Origin of the sequence: Streptomyces tibetensis, assembly GCF_040647715.1 — a bacterium.
In the GTDB taxonomy this organism is placed as follows: Bacteria; Actinomycetota; Actinomycetes; order Streptomycetales; family Streptomycetaceae; genus Streptomyces; species Streptomyces tibetensis_A.
Genome location: NZ_JBEZCR010000007.1, coordinates 98,703 through 119,747 on the forward strand (window position 1 = coordinate 98,703; position 21,045 = coordinate 119,747).

Below are 21,045 nucleotides of genomic sequence, written 5' to 3' on the forward strand. Positions count from 1 at the left end.
GAGCCACTCACGGGAGTCGCCTACTTCGGCTGGGGCTTGCGCACCGACAGGTGCAGCTCCTTCAGCCGGGCCTCGTCCAGCTCCGTCGGGGCGCCCATCATCAGGTCCTGGGCGTTGCCGTTGAGCGGGAAGGCGATGGTCTCGCGGATGTTGGGCTCGTCGGCGAGCAGCATGACGATGCGGTCGACGCCCGGGGCGATGCCGCCGTGCGGCGGGGCGCCGAAGCGGAAGGCCCGCAGCATGCCCGCGAACTTCTCCTCGACGGTCTCGCGGTCGTACCCGGCGATCTCGAAGGCCTTGAGCATGATCTCCGGCTCGTGGTTCCGGATCGCGCCGGAGGACAGCTCGACGCCGTTGCAGACGATGTCGTACTGCCAGCCGAGGATGTCCAGCGGGTCCTGGGTCTCCAGGGCCTCCAGGCCGCCCTGCGGCATGGAGAACGGGTTGTGCGAGAAGTCGATCGAGCCGGTCTCCTCGTCCTTCTCGTACATCGGGAAGTCGACGATCCAGCAGAACCGGAACACGCCCTCCTCGAAGTGCCCGGCACGCTTGGCGGCCTCGACCCGCACCGCACCCATGATCTTGGAGACCTCGTCGAACTCGCCCGCGCCGAAGAACACCGCGTGGCCGGCCGCGAGCGACAGGCGCTTGGTCAGCTCGGCGACGTTCTCCTCGGTGAGGAACTTCGCGATCGGGCCGGTCAGCGAGCCGTCCTCGGCGACGCGGACCCAGGCCAGGCCCTTGGCGCCCTGCGAGACGGCGTAGTCGCCGAGCTGGTCGAAGAACTTGCGCGGCTGGCCGGAGACGTCCGGCACGGGCAGGGCGCGCACGTGCTTGCCGGCGAACGCCTTGAACTCCGAACCCGCGAAGATGTCGGTGATGTCGACGAGTTCGAGCTGGGCGCGCAGGTCGGGCTTGTCGGAGCCGTACTTCAGCATCGCCTCGCGGAACGGGATCCGCGGGAACGGCGAGGTGACGTGGCGGCCACCGCCGAACTCCTCGAACAGCTCGGTCATGAGCTTCTCGACGGGCTGGAAGACGTCCTCCTGCTCGACGAAGCTCATCTCGATGTCGAGCTGGTAGAACTCGCCCGGCGAGCGGTCGGCGCGCGCGTCCTCGTCACGGAAGCAGGGCGCGATCTGGAAGTACCGGTCGAAGCCGGAGATCATCAGCAGCTGCTTGAACTGCTGCGGCGCCTGGGGCAGGGCGTAGAACTTGCCCGGGTTCAGGCGGGAGGGGACGACGAAGTCACGGGCGCCCTCGGGGGAGGTCGCGGACAGGATCGGCGTCGCCATCTCGTTGAACCCGAGGGCGACCATCTTCGAGCGGATCGAGGCGATCACCGACGACCGCAGCATGATGTTCTTGTGCATGCGCTCGCGACGCAGGTCGAGGAAGCGGTACTCCAGGCGCCGCTCCTCGTTGACCCCGTCCTCGGTGTTGATCGTGAAGGGCAGCGGGGCGGCCGCACCGAGCAGCTCGACCTCGCCGACCTCGACCTCGATCTCGCCGGTCGGCAGCTCGGGGTTGATGTTCTCGGCCCCCCGGGAGACGACCTTGCCGTCGACGCGGACGGTCGACTCCTTGGAGAGCTTGTCGAGGGCCTCGTAGGCGGGAGTGCCGGGCCGGGCCACGAGCTGCGTGATGCCGTAGTGATCGCGCAGATCGATGAAGAGGATGCCGCCCAGGTCGCGCCGATTGTGCAGCCAGCCACTCAGCCGGACGTCGCTGCCGACGTCAGAGGAGCGGAGCTCGCCGCAGGTGTGGGACCTGTACCGATGCATCGTCGTTCATCCAGTCTTCGCTGATCGGGGTCTGTGTTTCACGTGAAACGCCTCCCCAGCGTACCGGGCAGGCGAAGATCGACTCTCCCCAGTTGTCGATCGAGCACGCAGCCACCGCCGTTCGGGCCCGTGGCCCTTATCGGTGGCAGCGTTCGAGCGCGTCTTCTTAAAGTAGGGCAATGCGCACTGGCGAGCCTCTGCCCGCCGTGGGGGAGGCCCTTGCCGCCCTCGCGACCGGCCTGTGGCACTGGGACACCGCCACCGGGCTGGTCACGGTCGACGCCGAGGCAGCCCGGTTGCTCGGGCTGCCCGCCGAGCAGGTCAGCCTCACGGAGGCCCAGGCCCGGGCCCGGCTGCACCCCGTCGACTGGAACGAGATCACCGGTGTGGTCCAGCTGGCCGTGGCCGAGGGCACCCTCGCCGAGGTCCGGATCCGGATCATGGACGAGCTGGGCCGGGTCGTCCGGGTCGTCCGCAGCCGCTCCAAGCCGTCCTTCGACCGGGCCCGCAAGGCATACCGGCTGATCGGCACCCTCCAGGAGGTCACCGAGCCGACACCGGGCACTCCGGCCGGGCGCAGTGCGGTGACCGGGGACTGGCGACGCTCACGGGAGGCGTTCCTGCTCGACGCGGGCCGGGCCCTGGCCGAGGCGCGCTCCACCCAGGAGGTCCTGCGGGTCACGGCGAACCTGTCGATGCCCGGGTTCTCCCCGGACGGCCTCGCGGTGTTCGGCGTGGCGAGCGATCGCCTGACCGTCATCGGACACCACGGGCAGCAACGGGGCACCGAGAACCCGTTCGCCGAAATGCCGCTGGACACCGACTACCCGGCCGCCGAGGTGGTGCGGACCGGCCGGGCCGTCTACCTGTCCTCCGCCGAGCAGTACAAGGCCCGCTACCCGCTGACCTGGCCGCTCGCCGAGCGCTTCGGCCGCCGCTCCTGGGCGTTCCTGCCGCTGACCGTGGCCGGGCGCACGATGGGGGCGTGGATGGCGGCGTTCACCTACCCGGTGGCGTTCACCCCGGACGAGCGGTCCGTGCTGGCGACGGTGGCCCGGATGCTGGCACAGGCCCTGGCCCGCGCGGGCCTGGCCGAGAGCGAGCGGGCACTGACCGACGGCCTCCAGCGCACGATGCTGCCGCGGCTCGGACCGCAGCGCATCCCGGGCATGAGCGTCGCCGCCCGCTACGTCCCCACCGGCGGCGGGCTCCAGGTCGGCGGCGACTGGTACGACGTGATCCCGCTGCCCAGCGGGCGGTTCGCGTTGGTCATCGGTGACGTGCAGGGCCATGACGTACGGGCGGCGGGCCTCATGGGCCAGCTGCGGATCGCCCTGCGGGCCTACGCGTCGGAGGGGCACCGGCCGGACGCGGTGCTGTCGCGCGCCTCCCGCTTCCTGCACGGCATCAGCGACGAGGACCCGGCCGACCCGCGCTTCGCGACGTGCGTGTACGTCGAGGTCGACCCGGCGTCGGGGGTGCTGGACATCGCCCGCGCCGGGCATCCGGACCCGGCGATCCGGTTGGCCGACGGCACGGTGCTGACCCGGCCGACATCGGGCGGGCTGCCGCTGGGCATCGACCCGGACGCCGACTACCCCACGACCCGGCTCACCCTGGAACCCGGCGAGACCATGCTGATCTGCACGGACGGCCTGCTCGAGACCGGCGGCCACGACCTGGAGACCGGCTGGCGGCGGCTGCGTGTGATCCTTGAGGAGCACAAGGGTGATCTGGAGGAACTCGCCGACGCCCTGGTGCAGGCCGTGCACGGACCGTCCTCGCACCACACCACCGGCCCGCTCGCGGACCGCCGCGAGGACGACATCGCGCTGCTGCTGCTGAGCCGGGAGGGCGGGGGCTGCGGCTGCGGCGACGCGATGACCGTACGGCCTCCGGTGCGGCGCTCGGTGCTGACCGTGGCGCAGGCCGAGTCTGAGCGGGTCGCGGTGGCCCGGCAGCAGCTGCGTGAGCTGCTGCACGACTGGGCCTCGCGCGACCAGGTCGACTCGGCGGTGCTGCTGCTGTCCGAGCTGCTGACGAACGTCCTCGTGCACACCGACTCCGACGCGCTGCTGGTCGCCGAGATGACGGGCGAGGTGGGCGGGCGGCGGCTGCGGATCGAGGTCACGGACGCCGGCGACGACCTGCCGCACCGGCGCAGCCCCGGGGAGCTGGCGTCGTCCGGCCGCGGCCTGGTCCTGATCGAGCTGCTCGCGCACGCCTGGGGGGTGGAGCCGCGCGGCGAGGGCAAGAGCATCTGGTTCGAGCTCCACGAATCCCTGGACGGCCCGGCCGACGGCCCCTGGTCACCGTAACGGCCACCCCTGCGGCCGGACGGCCCGGACGGCGGTCCTGCAGCGGCAGTTCGCGTCCTTGGACGGCCACGCCTGCTGCGGGGCGGCCCGGACGGCGGTCCTGCAGCGGCAGTTCGCGCGTTCCTGGACGGCCACGCCTCCCCACAGCGGCTCGGGCGGCGGCACGTGGAGTCCGTACCGTCACGCCTCCCCCGACGGCCCGGGCGGCGGTGGCTCCTGGTCGCCGTAGCGGGTGCGCAGTTCCTGGATGATGCCGAAGGCCGCCGCCGTGAGCGGGACGGCCAGCAGCATGCCGAGGATCCCGGCGACGGACGCCCCGGCCGTGATCGTCACCATCACCACCGCCGGGTGCATCTGCACGGTCCGGCTCTGGATCATCGGCTGGAGCACGTGCCCCTCCAGCACCTGCACGGCGAGGACCACCCCGAGCGCCCACAGCGCGATGACGAACCCCCGGTCGGCGAGCGCGACCAGCACGGCCAGGGCTCCCGAGATGAAGGCGCCCAGGTAGGGGATGTACGCGCCGACGAAGACCAGCGCGCCCAGCCCGGCCGCACCCGGCACGTCCAGGACGAGCAGCCCGACCGTGATGCAGAGCGCGTCGATGAGGGCGATCAGGGTCGTGCCGCGCATGAACCCCTCGACGGCCCTCAGGGCCCGCCGCGCCATGGCCTCCAGGGTGTCGGCCGCCCCGCGGGGCGACAGCGAACGCAGCGTCCCGGCGGCCTTGTCGGAGTCGCGCAGGAAGAAGAAGACGAGCAGCAGCGCGAGGACGGCCATGGCGATGGACTCACCGACCACACTGACGCCACTGATCACGCCGGAGGCGGCCGTACCGCCGAACTTCCCCAGCAGCTCCCGGGCGTTGGAAGCGAGGTCGTCCAGCGAGGTGCCGGCCGCCCCGAAGTGCTCGGAGACGCCCCGGGCTGCTTGCTTGAGCGAGGCGACGATCTCGTCGCCGGTGTCGATGAGCGCGGCGACCACGATGTACACGGCCCCGCCGACCACGGCGACCACCGCGACACAGGTGAGCCCGGCCGCCACCGACCGGTTCACTCCGGCCTTCACCAGCCGCCGGTGCAGCGGCCCGAGCAGCGCCGTCCCGAGCAGCGCGAGCAGCACGGGCACGACGGCGGTCCGGAACTCCACGACGAGCCGGATCCCGACGTAGACGACTCCGGCGAGCAGCAGCAGAACGGCACACCAGGCGGCGAAACGCCGGGCGGCTTCGGGGAGCGGCGGGGTGGAGGCCTGCACAAGCCCACCCGACCACGCCCCGTGCGACCCGTCCCGTCGGAGGGACCCGCCAGGGTGACGGGCCGTCAGCAGACCCGTGCCGCAGCGCCACGGCACCGGGCGGGCCGTCCCCTCGGGGAGGCCCGCCCGAGTGACGGGGCGTCAGCCACCGGGCCTCTGGCGTGCGCAGGGACGCCCGGCCCGGCTCGGCCGCTGCCGTGTCAGTCCTGCGGACCGCTCGCGGTCATCCCGTGCACGGCCGGGACCGTGCCCAGGCGGCCCTTCTGGAAGTCCTCGAAGGCCTGCATGAGCTCGTCCTTGGTGTTCATGACGAACGGGCCGTAGTGGGCCATCGGCTCGCGGATGGGCTGCCCGCCGAGCAGGACGACCTCCAGGTCCGGCGTGTGCCCGTCCTGCTTCTCGTCCGCCCGGACGGTCAGCGAGGAGCCCGCGCCGAAGACCGCGGTCTGGCCCATGTGGACCGGCCGCCGCTCCGCACCGACCGCACCCTTGCCCGCCAGCACGTACGCGAGGCCGTTGAAGTCCTCACGCCACGGCAGGGTCAGCTCCGCACCCGGCGCGAGGGTCGCGTGGACCATCGTGATCGGCGTGTGCGTGATGCCCGGACCCTCGTGGCCGTCCAGCTCACCGGCGATGACACGCAGCAGCGCGCCGCCGTCGGGGGAGGTGAGCAGCTGGACCGAGCCGCTGCGGATGTCCTGGTAGCGGGGGGCCATCATCTTGTCCTTGGCCGGGAGGTTCACCCACAGCTGCAGGCCGTGGAAGAGCCCGCCGGAGACGACGAGATGCTCGGGTGGGGCCTCGATGTGCAGCAGGCCCGAGCCCGCGGTCATCCACTGGGTGTCGCCGTTGGTGATGGTGCCGCCACCACCGTTGGAGTCCTGGTGGTCGAAGATCCCGTCGATGATGTAGGTGACGGTCTCGAAGCCGCGGTGCGGGTGCCACGGCGTGCCCTTGGGCTCGCCCGGCGCGTACTCCACCTCGCCCATCTGGTCCATCATGATGAACGGGTCGAGATGGCGGTAGTTGATCCCCGCGAACGCCCGGCGTACCGGGAAGCCCTCGCCCTCGAAACCGCTCGGAGCGGTCGTGACGGCAAGCACGGGACGGGCCACGGCGTCGGCCGGTGCGCTCACGCGGGGCAGCGTCAACGGGTTCTCGACGGTCACTGCAGGCATGTCGGTTCCTCCTCGTGTACGCCCAGTTTAGTTGAGCGTTGAACTTCCTGCCACCCTGAACGGAGAAAACCGGGAAGACATTCCCGCCCCGGGGGACGGCGCAGCGAACCACGCGGGACCGGCAGGGCGAAAGGCCGTCACCCCGTTGTGGGGTGACGGCCTCGAGTGCCGGGGTCAGGCGACCAGCTCGCGCTCCTCGCTCGCGGAGCCGGCGGGAGCGGGCGTCCCGCGGTCGCGCATCACCAGCGTGGCGACGACCGCCGCGGCCAGGACGCCGAGCGCGCTGAACGTGAAGGTCGTCGACATCGAGGCGGCGAAGGCCTCCCGGGCCGCCCGCACCAGCCCCGTGTCACCGCCGGCGACGGCCAGGGCGCCGCTGATGGACTCCCGGGCCTGCCCGGGGGCGCCCGCCGGCATCTCGTCCGCGTAGCCGCCGGAGAGCAGGGAGCCGAGGATCGCGATGCCGAGGGCGGTGCCGGACTGCTGGATGGTGTCGTTGAGGGCCGAGCCCACGCCCGCCTTGTCCTCCGGGATGGTGCCCATCAGCGCGGCCACCGCGGCCGGCATCGCCAGACCGGCGCCCAGGCCCAGGATCCCCAGCGCCACGGCCGGGACGGTGAAGCCGCTGTCGGCGCTGAGCGTGGTCAGCAACCCGAAGGACGCGGCCATCAGCAGCATCCCGCCGAGGATGACGAACCGGTTGCCCGCCTTGACGGCGAGCTGCGCCCCGGCCGCGTTGCCGGCCAGCGCGGCCACGGCCAGCGGCAGGAAGGCCAGGCCCGCCTTGACCGCGGACCAGCCGAGGACGAACTGGAGGTACTGGGTCAGCACCAGCAGCAGACCGGCGTTGCCGATCTGGACGAGCGCCAGGGAGAGCGATCCCCCGCTGAAGTTGCGGTGCTTGAAGAGGACCAGCGGGACCATCGGCGAGGGGGTCACGTTCTGCCAGGTCACGAAGCCGGCCAAGGCGAGCACCGCGACGGCCAGGACGATCAGGGAGCGGCTGCCGAACGCGCCGTGCTGCGGGATCTCGATGATCCACCACACCAGGGCCGTCATGCCCACCGCCGACAGCACCGCGCCCAGCGGATCCGGCTTCTGCCACGCCGCCTTCGACTCCGGCATCAGCAGCACACCGGCCAGCAGCGCGAGGCCTACGATCGGGACGTTGATCAGGAAGATCGCCTGCCAGGCGAAGTGGTCGATCAGCACGCCGCCGAGCACCGGGCTGCCGACCAGCCCCAGCATCGACACCGAGCCCCACGCCGCCATCGCCTTGGGCCGCTCGTCATCGTCGAAGACGGTGATCAGGATCGACAGGGTCGAGGGCATGATCAGCGCGCCGCCGACGCCCATCGCGATCCGCACCGCGATCAGCTCACCCGGGCCGGAGCAGAACACCGCCCCCAGCGAGGCCGCCCCGAACAGCAGCAGCCCGATCAGCATCACCCTCCGGCGCCCGAACCGGTCCCCGAGGCTTCCCGAGGTCAGCAGCAGCCCGGCGAAGACCAGGGTGTAGGAGTCGAGGATCCACTGCATGTCCTGGGCGCTCGCGCCGAGGTCCTCGGTCAGCGTGGGCACGGCGACCGTCAGCGCCATGTTGTCGACGACGAGCACCAGCGTGCTGAGGCACAGCACGATCAGGATCCACCAGCGGCGTGGATTGCGAGCTTCCATGTCCTCTTCCCCTCCCGCGAACACTTCCTGCGAACACCGTTCCGTCGATGCGCACACCGTACGCAGAGAGGAACGCTGTTCGCAACCCTTGAGTTCTGTACGCTGGCTGCGCACGCTGTTCGCAGACAGAGGTTCAACAGGAGGACCCCGATGAGCAGGGCCGAGGACAAGAAGCCCATCCCGTCCGTCTGGACCCGTGAGCAGCGCCGCAGTGACCAGCCCGCGCTCAGCCGGGCCGCGATCGTGCGCGAGGCGATCGCGATGCTCGACGCCGAGGGCATCGAGGCGCTCTCCATGCGCAAGCTCGGCGCACGCCTGAACGCCGGAGCGACCTCGCTGTACCGGCACGTGGCGACGAAGGACGAACTGATGGAGCTCGCGGTCGACGAGGTCGCCGCCGAGATCCACGTCCCGCAGGCCGGCGCACCCGACTGGCGCGCGGCGGTGACCGAGGCGGCCGGGTCCTTCCGTACGACGGCGCTACGGCATCCCTGGCTGACCCTGGTCCTCGGCCAGGCGGGGCTCGCCTACCTGGGGCCGAACTACATGAGCTTCTCGGAGCGGCTGGCGGCCCTGTTCACCGCGGCGGGATTCCCCGAGCCGAGCCGGGCGATCGACGCCGTCTTCTCGTACGTCATCGGCATGAGCACGACCGAGGCGGCCTGGCTCACCACGGTCGCCCGCTCCGGGGAGAGCGAGTCGGAGTTCGTCGCCCGCCTGCTGCCTGCAGCCCAGCAGGCGTCGGCCGGCTACGACCACCTGGCGGCAGCCGGCCCCGAGACCAGCGCCCGGGCGGCCGACCCGGCCAAGCTGCGCGACGACAAGTTCGCCTACGGTCTGGAGGTCGTCCTCGACGGCCTGGCGCTGCGCCTGCCGCGGTAGAGAAGTCGCTGGTCAGCCGCCGTACATCCGGCGCATCGCGAACTCGACCATCTGCTCCACGGCCTTCGCGTCGAACACCATGCGGTGCTCGCCCTCCATGTCGAGGACGAAGCCGTAGCCGGTCGGCAGCAGGTCCAGCACCTCGGCACCGGTGATCACGAAGTACTTGGACTCCTTGCCCGCGTACCGGCGCAGCTCCTTGAGCGTGCTGAACATCGGGATCACCGGCTGCTGGGTGTTGTGCAGGGCGAGGAACCCGGGGTTGTCGCCGCGCGGGCAGTACACCTTCGAGGTCGCGAAGACCTGCTGGAAGTCCTCGGCGGCCATCTGCCCGGTGGTGAAGGCGCGCACCGCGTCCGTGAGGGAGGGCGGGGACGGCTCGGGGTACAGCGGCGGCTGCTGCCCGTATCCGCCGGACATCGGCTGCTGCGGAGGGGCGTACTGCCCTTGCGGGCCCGCTGTCTGGTCGTAGCCGTACATGAGCGCAAGCGTACCGAGAGCGGGCGGGCCGGCGGGCCGGTACGGCGTTCCCGGCAAACCGACAGCGAGTCGGCAGCGCCCGGTCTGTGGATCGCCGCGGCGGCTCCGACGATCAGGCTGACGGTGGTGGACGCGGCCGGCGGCTACACCGTGACACTGACCGTTCCGGTGTGACCTGTCACAGATGACGGATCGGGGTTGCTTCTTATTACCGACGGGTAGCATCATCGTAGCTACTTGTTGGTACGTGAACTAGCGCGAGGATCCAGTGCCTCGCCGATCTCTCTACGGAGCCGGGAGCCGTCGCCATGGGGCACTACAAGTCGAATCTCCGCGACATCGAGTTCAACCTCTTCGAAGTACTCGGGCGCGACAAGGTGTACGGCACCGGCCCGTTCGAGGAGATGGACGTCGAGACCGCGAAGAGCATCCTGGAGGAGATGACCCGCCTCTCGGAGAACGAGCTGGCCGAGTCCTTCATCGACGCCGACCGCAACCCGCCGGTCTTCGACCCGCAGACCAACACCGCGCCGGTCCCCGCGTCCTTCAAGAAGAGCTACCAGGCCTTCATGGACTCCGAGTACTGGCGGCTCGGCCTGCCCGAGGAGATCGGCGGCACCACCTCGCCCCGCTCCCTGATCTGGGCCTACGCCGAGCTCATCCTGGGCGCCAACCCGGCCGTGTGGATGTACTCCTCGGGCCCGGCGTTCGCCGGCATCCTCTTCGAGGAGGGCAACGAGGTCCAGAAGCACATAGCCAAGGTCGCCGTGGACAAGCAGTGGGGCTCCACGATGGTGCTCACCGAGCCCGACGCGGGCTCCGACGTGGGCGCCGGCCGCACCAAGGCAGTGCAGCAGGAAGACGGCTCCTGGCACATCGAGGGTGTGAAGCGCTTCATCACCTCCGGTGAGCACGACATGTCGGAGAACATCCTCCACTACGTGCTGGCCCGCCCCGAGGGCGCCGGCCCCGGCACCAAGGGCCTGTCGCTCTTCCTCGTCCCGAAGTACCTCTTCGACTTCGAGACCGGCGAGCTGGGCGAGCGCAACGGCGTCTACGCCACCAACGTCGAGCACAAGATGGGCCTGAAGGCCTCCAACACCTGCGAGATGACCTTCGGCGACCAGCACCCCGCCAAGGGCTGGTTGATCGGCGACAAGCACGACGGCATCCGCCAGATGTTCCGCATCATCGAGTTCGCCCGCATGATGGTCGGCACGAAGGCCATCTCCACGCTCTCCACGGGCTACCTCAACGCCCTGGAGTACGCCAAGGAGCGCGTCCAGGGTCCCGACCTGGCGAACTTCATGGACAAGACCGCGCCCAAGGTCACCGTCACCCACCACCCCGACGTGCGCCGCTCGCTCATGACGCAGAAGGCCTACGCCGAGGGCATGCGCGCCCTGGTGCTCTACACGGCCTCCATCCAGGACGAGATCCAGGTCAAGGAAGCCGCCGGCGAGGACGTCTCCGCCCTGGAGGCCCTGAACGACCTGCTCCTGCCCATCGTCAAGGGCTACGGCTCCGAGAAGGGCTACGAGCAGCTCGCCCAGTCGCTGCAGACCTTCGGCGGCTCCGGCTTCCTGCAGGAGTACCCGATCGAGCAGTACATCCGGGACTCCAAGATCGACACCCTGTACGAGGGCACCACGGCCATCCAGGGCCAGGACTTCTTCTTCCGGAAGATCGTCCGCAACCAGGGCGCCGCGCTGAACTCCCTCGCCGAGGACATCAAGAAGTTCCTGGCGCTCGGTGAGGGCGGCGAGGAGCTCGGCGCGGCCCGCGAGCACCTCGCCAAGGCCGCCGTGGAGCTGGAGGCCATCGTCGGCCTGATGCTCACCGACCTCGCCGCCACCGAGCAGGACGTCAAGAACATCTACAAGGTGGGCCTCAACAGCACCCGCCTGCTGATGGCCTCCGGTGACGTCGTCGTCGGCTACCTGCTGCTCAAGGGCGCCGCGGTCGCCGCCGCGAAGCTGGAGACCGCCACCGCCAAGGACAAGGCCTTCTACACCGGCAAGATCGCCGCCGCGAAGTTCTTCGCCGCCAACGTCCTGCCGGGCGTCACCCTGGCCCGCAAGGTCGCCGAGGGTGTCGAGCTGGACCTGATGGAGCTGGACGAGGCCGCGTTCTAGATCTTTCACGTCCTCTGTACGAGGGCCCGTTCCCTTAACCGGGAACGGGCCCTCGTGCGTCGTTAGAGTGAACCCATGACCGAACGAGCCCGCTTCGACCGCGGCCACACCGACGACCTCATGACCTTCCTGGCGGCGAGCCCCTCGCCGTACCACGCCGTGGCCACGGCCGCCGAGCGACTGGAGAAGGCGGGCTTCAAGCAGGTCGCCGAGACGGACGCCTGGGACGGGACGAGCGGCGGCAAGTACGTCCTGCGCGGCGGCGCGATCATCGCCTGGTACGTGCCGGAGGGCGCCGCGCCCCACACGCCGTTCCGGATCGTCGGCGCCCACACCGACTCCCCCAACCTGCGCGTCAAGCCGCTCCCCGACACCGGGGCGCACGGCTGGCGCCAGGTGGCCGTGGAGATCTACGGCGGACCGCTGCTCAACTCCTGGCTGGACCGCGACCTCGGCCTCGCGGGCCGGCTGACCTTGCGCGACGGCTCGACGCGTCTGGTCAACGTCGACCGGCCCCTGCTGCGTGTTCCGCAGCTCGCCATCCACCTGGACCGCTCGGTGACGGCCGACGGCCTCAAGCTCGACAAGCAGCGGCACATGCAGCCGGTCTGGGGCCTCGGCCGCGACGTCCGCGACGGCGACCTGATCGCCTTCCTGGAGGAGACGGCCGGCCTCCCCGCGGGCGAGGTCACCGGCTGGGACCTGATGACGCACTCCGTGGAACCGCCGGCCTACCTGGGCCGCGACCACGAGCTGCTGGCCGGCCCGCGCATGGACAACCTCCTGTCGGTGCACGCCGGCACGGCGGCCCTGGCGGCCGTCGCCTCCTCCCCGTCGCAGCCGGCGTCCATCCCCGTCCTGGCCGCCTTCGACCACGAGGAGAACGGCTCCCAGTCGGACACCGGCGCGGACGGGCCCCTGCTCGGCAACGTGCTGGAGCGCTCGGTGTTCGCCCGCGGCGGCTCCTTCGAGGACCGGGCCCGTGCCTTCGCCGGAAGCGTCTGCCTGTCCTCCGACACGGGTCACGCCGTCCACCCCAACTACGCGGAGCGGCACGACCCGACGCACCACCCGCGCGTCAACGGCGGCCCGATCCTCAAGGTCAACGTCAACAACCGCTACGCCACGGACGGTTCGGGACGGGCGGAGTTCACGGCGGCCTGCGAGGCGGCCGGCGTGCCCTTCCAGTCCTTCGTCTCCAACAACGCGATGCCCTGCGGCACCACGATCGGCCCGATCACGGCCGCCCGGCACGGCATCCGGACCGTCGACATCGGCGTGGCCATCCTGTCGATGCACAGCGTCCGCGAACTGTGCGGCGCCGACGACCCGTTCCTGCTCGCGGGCGCGCTGGCGGCGTTCCTCGAGAGGTAGAACGGGCCGCCACCGCATGGGTGTTCCCTTCGGGGGTACCCGGTGTTCCGGGACCGGAACGGCCGGACCGTACAGGGAGGCGACACACATGGGCCTCGGCGGATGCATCATCCTCATCGCCGTGGGAGCCATCCTCACGTTCGCGACCGACTGGGACATGCAGGGGGTCAACCTCGACCTGGTCGGCATCATCCTGATGATCGTCGGACTGATCGGCGTCACCACGTTCAGCAGCATCGCCAGGCGCCGACGCGTGGTGGTGCCCCCCACGACCCCGGTCGTGGAAGACCCGGCGGTACACCACCACCGCCGCGACGGCTACAGCGACGGCTACGGGGTCTGACCTCAGGGGCTCCCGGGCGTCCGTCGCATCGCGGAGAGCGGAGATCTGCGGCACACCCTTCGGTACGGAAGGGTCGGGCTCGAGGGCGCGGGAACGATTCGGTCCCCGCGCCCTCGCTGCTGCGGCGGGGAGCGGGCTCGGGACGGCCGCCGGCCTGCGGGCGCGGTTGCGGCAGGCGACAGGGCTCAGCCCGTCGGCCTACAGGCGGCGTTTCGGAAGCGGCCGCGGGGAAGCCCTGGTCTCATGAGATTTCTCGTGTACGACCGGCTCCTCGGCTTCGGTGACGACTACTGGATCGAGGACGAGCGCGGCAGCAAGGTGTTCCTCGTCGACGGCAAGGCCCTGCGGCTGCGGGACACCTGGGAGTTGAAGGACACCCAGGGACGCGTCCTCGTCGACATCCACCAGAAGATGCTCGCCCTGCGCGACACCATGGTGCTCCAGCGCGGCGGGGAGCCGCTGGCGACCATTCGCAGGAAACGGCTGTCGCTGCTCCGCAACCACTACCGGGTGTCCCTGGCCGACGGCAACGAGCTGGACGTCAGCGGGAAGATCCTGGACCGGGAGTTCGCCGTCGAGTACGACGGGGAGCTCCTGGCCGTGGTCTCGCGGCGGTGGCTGACTCTGCGGGACACCTACGGCGTGGACGTCGTCCGCGAGGACGCGGATCCGGCGCTGCTGATCGCGGTGGCCGTGTGTGTGATCCACCTGGCGGAGAAGGAGCGGGAGGACTGAGCCGCCCGGGCGTACGCAGGCAGGGGTCCTCAGGGCCTGCGCGGCGGCTCCAGCCCCAGCAGCCGGTCCTTCAGCGCCGGGAACTGCTCGCGGGTGGTGGCGACCTTCCCCGGGTCGAACTCCACCGTGAGGACCTCCTCGCCGGCACCGGCCTGCGCCAGCACCTCACCCCACGGGTCGACCACGATCGAGTGACCGGCCTGGGGAACTCCGGCGTGCGTGCCCGCCGTTCCACACGCGACGACGAACGACTGGTTCTCGACGGCGCGTGCCTGGGCCAGCAGCGTCCAGTGGGAGCGGCGGCGCTCCGGCCAGCCCGCCGACACCACGAGCGTCTCGGCACCGGCGTCCACGAGGCCGCGGAAGAGTTCGGGGAAGCGGAGGTCGTAGCAGGTGGACAGGCCCAGCGTCGTCTCGGGCAGACGCACCGTCACCAGTTCGGTGCCCGCACCCATCAGCACGGCCTCGCCCTTGTCGAAGCCGAAGCGGTGGATCTTGCGGTAGGCGGCGGCCAGATCGCCGGAGGGGGAGAAGACGAGGGAGGTGTTGTAGAGCGGCCCGTCGCCCGCGGCGGAGCCGCTGTCGGATGCGGTGCGCTCCGGGATGGAGCCCGCGTGCAGCCACACGCCCGCGTCGCTCGCGGCCTTCGCCATCGCCTCGTACGTCGGCCCTTCGAGCGGCTCCGCCTCGCGCCCGAACTCCTCGTAGGCGAAGGCGCCCGTGGTCCACAGCTCCGGCAGGACGACGAGATCGGCTCCGGCCTGCTCCCGGACCAGCGCCGTCACGCGTCGGCGGCGCGCTTCGACCGATTCGTCCTCGTTCACGGCAATCTGGATCACAGAGGCGCGCACACTACCACCGTCCTGGCATTCGAGCCGTCCACACGGGCCTACGATCGTCACACGAAAGCACTGCCGGGGTGCCTCACAGCAGCGTAACTTAGCTCGCGAGACGCCCGCCGACAGCCGCCACCTCCCACTGGCAACGCCGCCACCACCTGCCCGTGACCGAACCGCCGAGGGGTCCCGTTCCGTGAGTCTGCATCCCGCCCTCCAGCCCTACGCCGACGCCTGGACCCACTCCATCGAAGCGATATCCGAGTTGCTCCAGTCGCTCCCGGAGGCCGAGTGGAACCGGCGGACGCCGTGCCCGGGGTGGTCGGTGCGGGACGTGGTCTCCCATGTCATCGGTCTGGACTGCGAGATGCTCGGCGACCCGCGGCCCATCCACAGCCTGCCGCGCGACCTCTTCCACGTCACCAACGAGCACCAGCGCTACATGGAGATGCAGGTCGACGTCCGCCGCCACCACACGGCACCGGAGATGACCTCCGAGCTGGAGTACGTGATCATCCGCCGCAACCGGCAGCTGCGGAACGAGTCGCGTGACCCGGGTACGAAGGTGCGGGGGCCGTTCGGCAGCGAGCTCACCCTGGAGGAGTCGATGCGGCGGCACGCGTTCGACGTGTGGGTGCACGAGCAGGACCTGCGCACGGCGCTCGGCCGCCCCGGCGACCTCGACTCCCCCGGCGCGCTGGTCGCCCGTGACGTGCTGCTCGGGGAGCTCCCGCGGGTGGTGGCGGAGGACGCGCAGGCACCGCGCAGCTCGGCGATCGTCTTCGACGTGCACGGACCCGTCGAGTTCCTGCGCACGATCCGCGTCGACATCCAGGGCCGCGGCACCCTGGAGACGGCCCCGGCCCTCGGCCCCGCCGCCACCCTCACCCTCGACTGGGAGACGTACGTCCGCCTGGCCTGCGGCCGTGTGACCCCGGAGTCGGTCTCCGACCGCCTGAAGACGGAGGGCGACCCGGAGCTGACGGCGGCGATCCTGAGGAACTTCACGGTGACGCAGTAAAACCCTCCGCCCCGCCCCCGCTGCGGGCAGGCGCAGCCGCCCAGCCGCGCGGGCATGTGCGGGGCCCAGCCGCAGGCCTGCGAGCCGCCCCCGCCGCGGGCATGCGAGCCGCCCCCGCCGCGGGCATGCGTGCCGCTGAGGGCGGCACGGGTGGGCGTGGGGGTCCCCCCTGCTCGAGCGAAGCCGAGAGCTTGGGGGAGGCACCCCGCTCCGCCGGGTTGCGGACCCACTCGCCCCCAGCAGCAACGCCCAGCACCCGGAAAACCCCGTGCCGTTGCCCCACAACCCCCCGTAGCGTCCCCCCGCATGACCCCACCCCACCGCACCCGCCTCACCTTCCACGGCCCGCTGTCCGAGCCCCGGGCGGACGCCCTCGTACAGCGCCTCACCCGCCACCACCCCGCCACGATCCTGGACATCGGCTGCGGCTCCGGCGAACTCATGCTCCGCATCCTGGCCGCCGCACCGGAGGGGACCGGCACCGGCGTCGACCTCGACACCGACGACCTGGAGCGCGGACGGAAGGCCGCCGAGGAGCGCGGCCTGGCCTCCCGGGTCCGATTCGTCGAGGAGTCCGCCACCGGTACCGCCCGCGGCCCCGCCGACCTCGTCCTGTGCGTGGGGTCGAGCCAGGCACTCGGCGAACGGCTCCCCGAGGCCCTGGCCGAGCTGCGCCGACTCGTCACCGACCACGGCCGCGTCCTGCTCGGCGAGGGCTTCTGGGAACGCACCCCGACCTCCGACGAGCTGTCCCGCATGTGGCCCGACGCCGCCGCGACGGACCACCCCGACCTCGCGACGCTCATCGGGATGACCGTCGACGCGGGGTTCCGGCCCGAGTGGACGGAGACCGCGAGCCTCGACGAATGGGAGGAGTTCGAGTCGGGATACCTCGCGGACACCGAGGTGTGGCTCGCCGAGCACCCCCGTCACCCCCTGGCGGAAGAGACACGGCAGCGCCTCGACCGGCACCGCGCCCGGTGGCTCACCTACCGCGGCATCCTCGGCCTCGCGTACCTCACCCTCGTACCGACCGCCTGACCCACGTCACGTCGACCACCGCCTGACCCACGTCACCACGGCCCGTCGCCCGGTGAACGTCATGCCGGGACGTGCACCGTCTCCACCCGGCTCGCCACCAGCCGCTCCCGCTCCCGCCGTTGCGCCCGCCCGCGCAGCCGCAGGATCTGGGAGACCCCGAGCGCCTGGAGCACGAACACCACGGAGAAGGCCAGGGAGTAGTCGTCGCCGGTGGCGTCCAGGAGGACGCCGATCGCGAGCAGCGTGGTCATGGAGGCCACGAAGCCGCCCATGTTGGTGATGCCGGAGGCGGTGCCCTGCCGTTCGGGCGGGTTGGCCGGGCGGGCGAAGTCGAAGCCGATCATCGACGCCGGTCCGCACGCCCCGAGCACCGTGCACAGCACGATCAGCAGCCACATCGGGGCGTGGGGGCCGGGGTAGGCGAGGGTGGCCGCCCACAGGACCGCCGTCGTACCGACCGTGCCGAGCGCGAGCGGCAGCCGGGCCTCGTGGTGCCGGGCGACGATCTGGCCGTAGACCAGGCCCACCACCATGTTCGACAGCACGACGAGGGTGAGCAGTTCACCGGCCACCGCCCGGGACAGCCCCTGCGCCTCGACCAGGAACGGCAGCCCCCACAGCAGCAGGAACACCATCGCCGGGAACTGCGTGGTGAAGTGCACCCAGAGACCCAGCCGGGTCCCGGGTTCCCGCCAGGAGGCGGCGATCTGCCGCCGCACGTAGGCCGCGCCCTGGTGCGGCAGCGGCTCGGGCTCCTGGCCCTCCGGGTGGTCCTTGAGGAACAGCAGCACCAGGACGAGCACCACGCCCCCGGCGGCCGCGCTGCCCGCGAACGCCGCCGTCCAGCCGATGCCGTGCAGCAGCCGGGCCAGCACGAGCGTGGAGACGAGGTTCCCGGCCATGCCGACCAGCCCCGCGAACTGGGCGACCAGCGGCCCGCGCCGGGCCGGGAACCAGCGGCTGCCCAGGCGCAGCACGCTGATGAAGGTCAGCGCGTCACCGCAGCCGAGCAGCGCCCGGGAGGCGAGCGCCGTGCCGTAGGACGGGGAGAAGGCGAAGCCCAGTTGCCCGGCGGTGAACAGCACCGCGCCGAGCGCCAGCACCTTCTTGGTGCCGAGCCGGTCGACCAGCAGGCCGACGGGGATCTGCATGCCCGCGTAGACCAGCAGCTGGAGGATGGAGAAGGTGGACAGGGCCGAGGCGTTGACGTGGAAGCGGTCGGCGGCGTCCAGGCCGGCCACGCCCAGGGACGTGCGGAAGATGACCGCGACGAAGTAGACCGAGACGCCCGTGCCCCACACGGCCAGCGCCCTGCGCCCGCCCGGCGGCTCACCGGGTATCGCGGTGGCGCTCATCGGACCTCTCCCCGGGCCAGGTGCGAGAACCAGCCGATGTGCCGCCGCACGAGGCCCACGGCCGTCTCCGCGTCGTCGGAGCGCAGCGCGTCGAGGATCTCCGCGTGCTCGGCGAGGGTCTTGGCGATGCGGTCGGGGTGGGAGTGCATGATGGCGACGCCCATCCGGAGCTGACGGTCGCGCAGCTGGTCGTAGAGGCGGGAGAGGATCTCGTTGCCGCCGCTGCGGACGATCTCGGCGTGGAAGCAGCGGTCGGTGACGGCGGCGCCTGCGTAGTCGCCGGCGGCGGCCTGCTGCTTCTGCCGGGCCAGCAGCTCCTCGAGGCGCTCGACGAGCCCGGCGGGCGCGGGCACGGCCTTGCGCGCCGCGTGCTCCTCGACCAGCAGCCGCGTCTCGATGACGTCGGCGATCTCCTGCGCGGAGACGGGCAGGACGAGGGCGCCCTTCTTCGGGTAGAGCCGGATGAGCCCCTCGGCCTCCAGCCGGAGCAGCGCCTCGCGGACCGGCGTGCGCGACACTCCTACGGCCTCGGCGAGCTCGCCCTCGGTGAGGAGGGCCCCGCCCTCGTACCGGCGTTCCAGGACGCCCTGTTTGACATGGGCGTAGACGCGGTCGGCGGCGGGCGGTTGCTTCACGGCCAGGGTCATGCGGACAGCATAGATACAACACGTACGCATGAATGGATACGTCCAGTATGCGGACTTGAATGTCACACATCCGTGGCAAAGGGGGGATCCCCCTCGGCAACAGCACAACCACGTGTGCTAGTTACGAGTCAGACACGTGCGGCCCCCTTCCCCTCGTCCTCAACTCGGCCGCACCGTTGAGGCATTCGACGCAATCGGGGTACTTCACTTGATAACCGGCATTAAGGGCACTCGTCTCCGCAGAGCCGCGGCCGTCGCCGTCACCACCGGCGCCATGCTCGCGACCGGTGCCCTCACCGTCGCGCCGGCGCAGGCCGCCTCGGCGCCCTCCATCGTCGCCAAGGGCGGCTATGTGATGAACAACGCGACCGGCAAGTCCCTGTACACCAAGGCGGCCGACACGCGCCGCTCGACCGGCTCGACCACCAAGATCATGACGGCCCTGGTGGTGCTGAAGCAGTCGAACCTGAACATGGACAGCAAGGTCACGATCCAGAAGGCCTACAGCGAATACATCGTCGACAACAACTACGCGTCCAACGCGAAGCTGATCGTCGGCGACAAGGTCACCGTCCGCCAGCTGCTGTACGGGCTGATGCTCCCGTCCGGCTGCGACGCGGCGTACGCGCTCGCCGACAAGTTCGGCTCGGGCTCGACCCGCGCGGCGCGCGTGAAGTCGTTCATCGGCAAGATGAACACCACCGCCAAGAACCTGGGTCTGAAGAACACCCACTTCGACTCGTTCGACGGCATCGGCCACGGCGCCAACTACTCCACGCCGCGCGACCTCACCAAGCTCGCCAGCGCGGCGATGAAGAACTCCACGTTCCGCACGGTCGTCAAGACCAAGAAGTACACGGCGAAGACGACCACCAAGTCCGGCGGTACGCGGACGATGGCGCCGTGGGAGAACACCAACCCGCTGCTGAGCAGCTACAGCGGCGCGATCGGCGTGAAGACCGGCTCCGGCCCGGAGGCGAAGTACTGCCTGGTCTTCGCCGCCACCCGCAGCGGCAAGACGGTCATCGGCACGGTCCTCGCCTCGACCGGCCCGGACGCCCGCAAGGCGGACGCGACGAAGCTGCTCAACTACGGCTTCAGCAGGTAGGACGGCACCAGCAGGACCGCACAGGGGGCTCCACCGCACACCGCGGCGGAGCCCCCTTCGTCATACGGCTGCCTTCGGTCATACGGAGGTCATGCCGCGGTGCGCTGCCGGCGCTCCAGCGCCCGGGCCGCCTTGCGCCGGGCACCCGACAGCACGTTCACCGGGACTCCCGCACCGGCCCCCGGATCCAGCTGCCAGCCGCGGATCCGCGCCGCGACCCGGACCAGCCGCTGGTCGTCGGGGCGTACGTCGATGCCGAACAGCGACTCGTCGGGCGTACGGTCGTCGCCGCCCCAGCGGACCACGCCGTCGAGCTCGGCGAGGATGTCGCGGATCACGACCTCCTGCTGCGGGAAGAAGCCGCCCCGGGCGCCGCGCGGGTAGAAGCCGGGCCGGATCCGCACAGCCGTGCCGGACGCCAGGTTGGACTCGGGCCGGCTCCTGGCGAGGCCGGCCGGGTCGTGCCATCCGACGACGTCACCCCGGCGCAGCGGGTCGACCTCGTAGTGGAAGCGGCGCACCAGGTGCACGAGGACGGTCTCCACGTCGCCCATGCGCACGGCGACGCCGGTGAGCGGGGTGCCGGGGACGGGGCGGGTGTAGACGGTGCCGCCGTCGTCGGCGACGTTCTCCATCTCCCAGCCGTTGTGGGAGCGCGAGCCGGCCAGCACGCGCCGGGTCCGGTCCTGCGCGCTGCGCAGGGCGTCCCGCACGCGGGCCGGGATCGGGTTGTTCGCGTCGGCGTACGCCTGGGACAGGAGGTGGGACAGGGGCAGGGCTGCGGCACCCACGGCACCGCCGACGGCGGCGACACGGCCGAGCAGGGCACGGCGGGTCAGCGTCCTGCGGTGGGCGGCGCCGGACGCCGACGGTC

At 71.1% G+C, this 21,045-nt stretch carries 18 protein-coding genes and 1 pseudogene; 10 read left to right on the plus strand and 9 right to left on the minus strand.

Annotation, left to right across the window (positions count from 1 at the left end; translation table 11 throughout):
* Window positions 1–20 precede the first annotated feature (20 nt).
* Window positions 21–1,784: an aspartate--tRNA ligase gene (gene aspS / locus AB0B29_RS19870; RefSeq protein ID WP_362241286.1), complete on the minus strand. Its 1,764-nt coding sequence runs from the start codon at window positions 1,782–1,784 to the stop codon at window positions 21–23.
* Window positions 1,785–1,963: 179 nt separating this feature from the next.
* On the opposite strand from aspS, the gene AB0B29_RS19875 reads away from it, so the two are divergent.
* Entirely contained in the window at window positions 1,964–4,102 is a 2,139-nt protein-coding gene (locus AB0B29_RS19875) for an ATP-binding SpoIIE family protein phosphatase (protein WP_362241288.1), read from the plus strand.
* A gap of 180 nt (window positions 4,103–4,282) precedes the next feature.
* On the opposite strand, the gene AB0B29_RS19880 is transcribed toward AB0B29_RS19875, so the two are convergent.
* From AB0B29_RS19880 to AB0B29_RS19890, 3 genes are all read right to left on the minus strand, one after another.
* Window positions 4,283–5,359: an AI-2E family transporter gene (locus AB0B29_RS19880; RefSeq protein WP_362241291.1), complete on the minus strand. Its 1,077-nt coding sequence runs from the start codon at window positions 5,357–5,359 to the stop codon at window positions 4,283–4,285.
* 200 nt (window positions 5,360–5,559) lie between these two features.
* The gene (locus AB0B29_RS19885) at window positions 5,560–6,537 is read right to left on the minus strand and encodes a pirin family protein (protein WP_362241294.1); all 978 of its coding nucleotides are present in this window, start codon (window positions 6,535–6,537) and stop codon (window positions 5,560–5,562) included.
* A 174-nt stretch (window positions 6,538–6,711) separates the two neighbouring features.
* Window positions 6,712–8,214 carry an MFS transporter gene (locus AB0B29_RS19890; RefSeq protein WP_362241297.1) on the minus strand — a complete coding sequence of 501 codons (1,503 nt, stop codon included), beginning with the start codon at window positions 8,212–8,214 and terminating at the stop codon, window positions 6,712–6,714.
* Window positions 8,215–8,364: 150 nt separating this feature from the next.
* Here AB0B29_RS19890 and AB0B29_RS19895 point away from each other — a divergent pair, with 150 nt between their 5' ends.
* Window positions 8,365–9,096, plus strand: coding sequence for a TetR/AcrR family transcriptional regulator C-terminal domain-containing protein (locus AB0B29_RS19895; RefSeq protein ID WP_362241300.1), 732 nt, complete (start codon window positions 8,365–8,367; stop codon window positions 9,094–9,096).
* Window positions 9,097–9,108: 12 nt separating this feature from the next.
* Here the strand turns inward: AB0B29_RS19895 and AB0B29_RS19900 are convergent, their stop codons facing one another.
* Window positions 9,109–9,576, minus strand: a complete 468-nt coding sequence (locus tag AB0B29_RS19900) for an SseB family protein (RefSeq protein WP_053670262.1) — start codon at window positions 9,574–9,576, stop codon at window positions 9,109–9,111.
* Window positions 9,577–9,884: 308 nt separating this feature from the next.
* Here AB0B29_RS19900 and AB0B29_RS19905 point away from each other — a divergent pair, with 308 nt between their 5' ends.
* The 5 genes and pseudogenes from AB0B29_RS19905 to AB0B29_RS19920 all read left to right on the plus strand — a co-directional run bounded on the left by AB0B29_RS19905 (window position 9,885) and on the right by AB0B29_RS19920 (window position 14,163).
* Window positions 9,885–11,711, plus strand: coding sequence for an acyl-CoA dehydrogenase (locus AB0B29_RS19905; RefSeq protein WP_362241304.1), 1,827 nt, complete (start codon window positions 9,885–9,887; stop codon window positions 11,709–11,711).
* Between the two features lie 75 nt (window positions 11,712–11,786).
* Window positions 11,787–13,085 (plus strand): M18 family aminopeptidase, encoded by a 1,299-nt coding sequence (locus AB0B29_RS19910; RefSeq protein WP_362241307.1) that lies wholly within the window; start codon window positions 11,787–11,789, stop codon window positions 13,083–13,085.
* Between the two features lie 88 nt (window positions 13,086–13,173).
* Entirely contained in the window at window positions 13,174–13,428 is a 255-nt protein-coding gene (locus tag AB0B29_RS19915) for a DUF6458 family protein (RefSeq protein WP_352096478.1), read from the plus strand.
* Between the two features lie 112 nt (window positions 13,429–13,540).
* A pseudogene (locus AB0B29_RS37785) lies at window positions 13,541–13,675 on the plus strand (AraC family transcriptional regulator); the annotation flags it as partial.
* Complete coding sequence (locus tag AB0B29_RS19920) at window positions 13,672–14,163, plus strand: LURP-one-related/scramblase family protein (RefSeq protein WP_362241309.1); 492 nt, start codon at window positions 13,672–13,674, stop codon at window positions 14,161–14,163. The pseudogene AB0B29_RS37785 and the gene AB0B29_RS19920, both read left to right, overlap by 4 nt.
* 29 nt (window positions 14,164–14,192) lie before the next feature.
* On the opposite strand, the gene AB0B29_RS19925 is transcribed toward AB0B29_RS19920, so the two are convergent.
* Window positions 14,193–15,014, minus strand: coding sequence for a carbon-nitrogen family hydrolase (locus AB0B29_RS19925; RefSeq protein ID WP_362241310.1), 822 nt, complete (start codon window positions 15,012–15,014; stop codon window positions 14,193–14,195).
* 181 nt (window positions 15,015–15,195) lie between these two features.
* Here AB0B29_RS19925 and AB0B29_RS19930 point away from each other — a divergent pair, with 181 nt between their 5' ends.
* On the plus strand, window positions 15,196–16,020 hold the full coding sequence (locus AB0B29_RS19930) for a maleylpyruvate isomerase family mycothiol-dependent enzyme (RefSeq protein ID WP_362241312.1): 825 nt from the start codon (window positions 15,196–15,198) through the stop codon (window positions 16,018–16,020).
* 306 nt (window positions 16,021–16,326) lie between these two features.
* Entirely contained in the window at window positions 16,327–17,061 is a 735-nt protein-coding gene (locus tag AB0B29_RS19935) for an SAM-dependent methyltransferase (protein ID WP_362241314.1), read from the plus strand.
* A 59-nt stretch (window positions 17,062–17,120) separates the two neighbouring features.
* Here AB0B29_RS19935 and AB0B29_RS19940 read toward each other — a convergent pair whose 3' ends face one another.
* Together AB0B29_RS19940 and AB0B29_RS19945 are read right to left on the minus strand one after the other, a co-directional pair.
* Entirely contained in the window at window positions 17,121–18,416 is a 1,296-nt protein-coding gene (locus tag AB0B29_RS19940) for an MFS transporter (RefSeq protein ID WP_362241317.1), read from the minus strand.
* A complete protein-coding gene (locus tag AB0B29_RS19945; RefSeq protein WP_362241320.1) occupies window positions 18,413–19,063 on the minus strand; it encodes a GntR family transcriptional regulator in 651 nt (216 codons plus the stop codon). Before AB0B29_RS19945 ends, AB0B29_RS19940 begins: the two co-directional genes overlap by 4 nt.
* A gap of 208 nt (window positions 19,064–19,271) precedes the next feature.
* Between AB0B29_RS19945 and AB0B29_RS19950 the strand changes: the two genes are divergently transcribed.
* Entirely contained in the window at window positions 19,272–20,171 is a 900-nt protein-coding gene (locus tag AB0B29_RS19950; protein ID WP_362241323.1) for a D-alanyl-D-alanine carboxypeptidase family protein, read from the plus strand.
* 89 nt (window positions 20,172–20,260) lie between these two features.
* Here AB0B29_RS19950 and AB0B29_RS19955 read toward each other — a convergent pair whose 3' ends face one another.
* Window positions 20,261–21,010: a hypothetical protein gene (locus tag AB0B29_RS19955; protein WP_436845867.1), complete on the minus strand. Its 750-nt coding sequence runs from the start codon at window positions 21,008–21,010 to the stop codon at window positions 20,261–20,263.
* Window positions 21,011–21,045 lie beyond the last annotated feature (35 nt).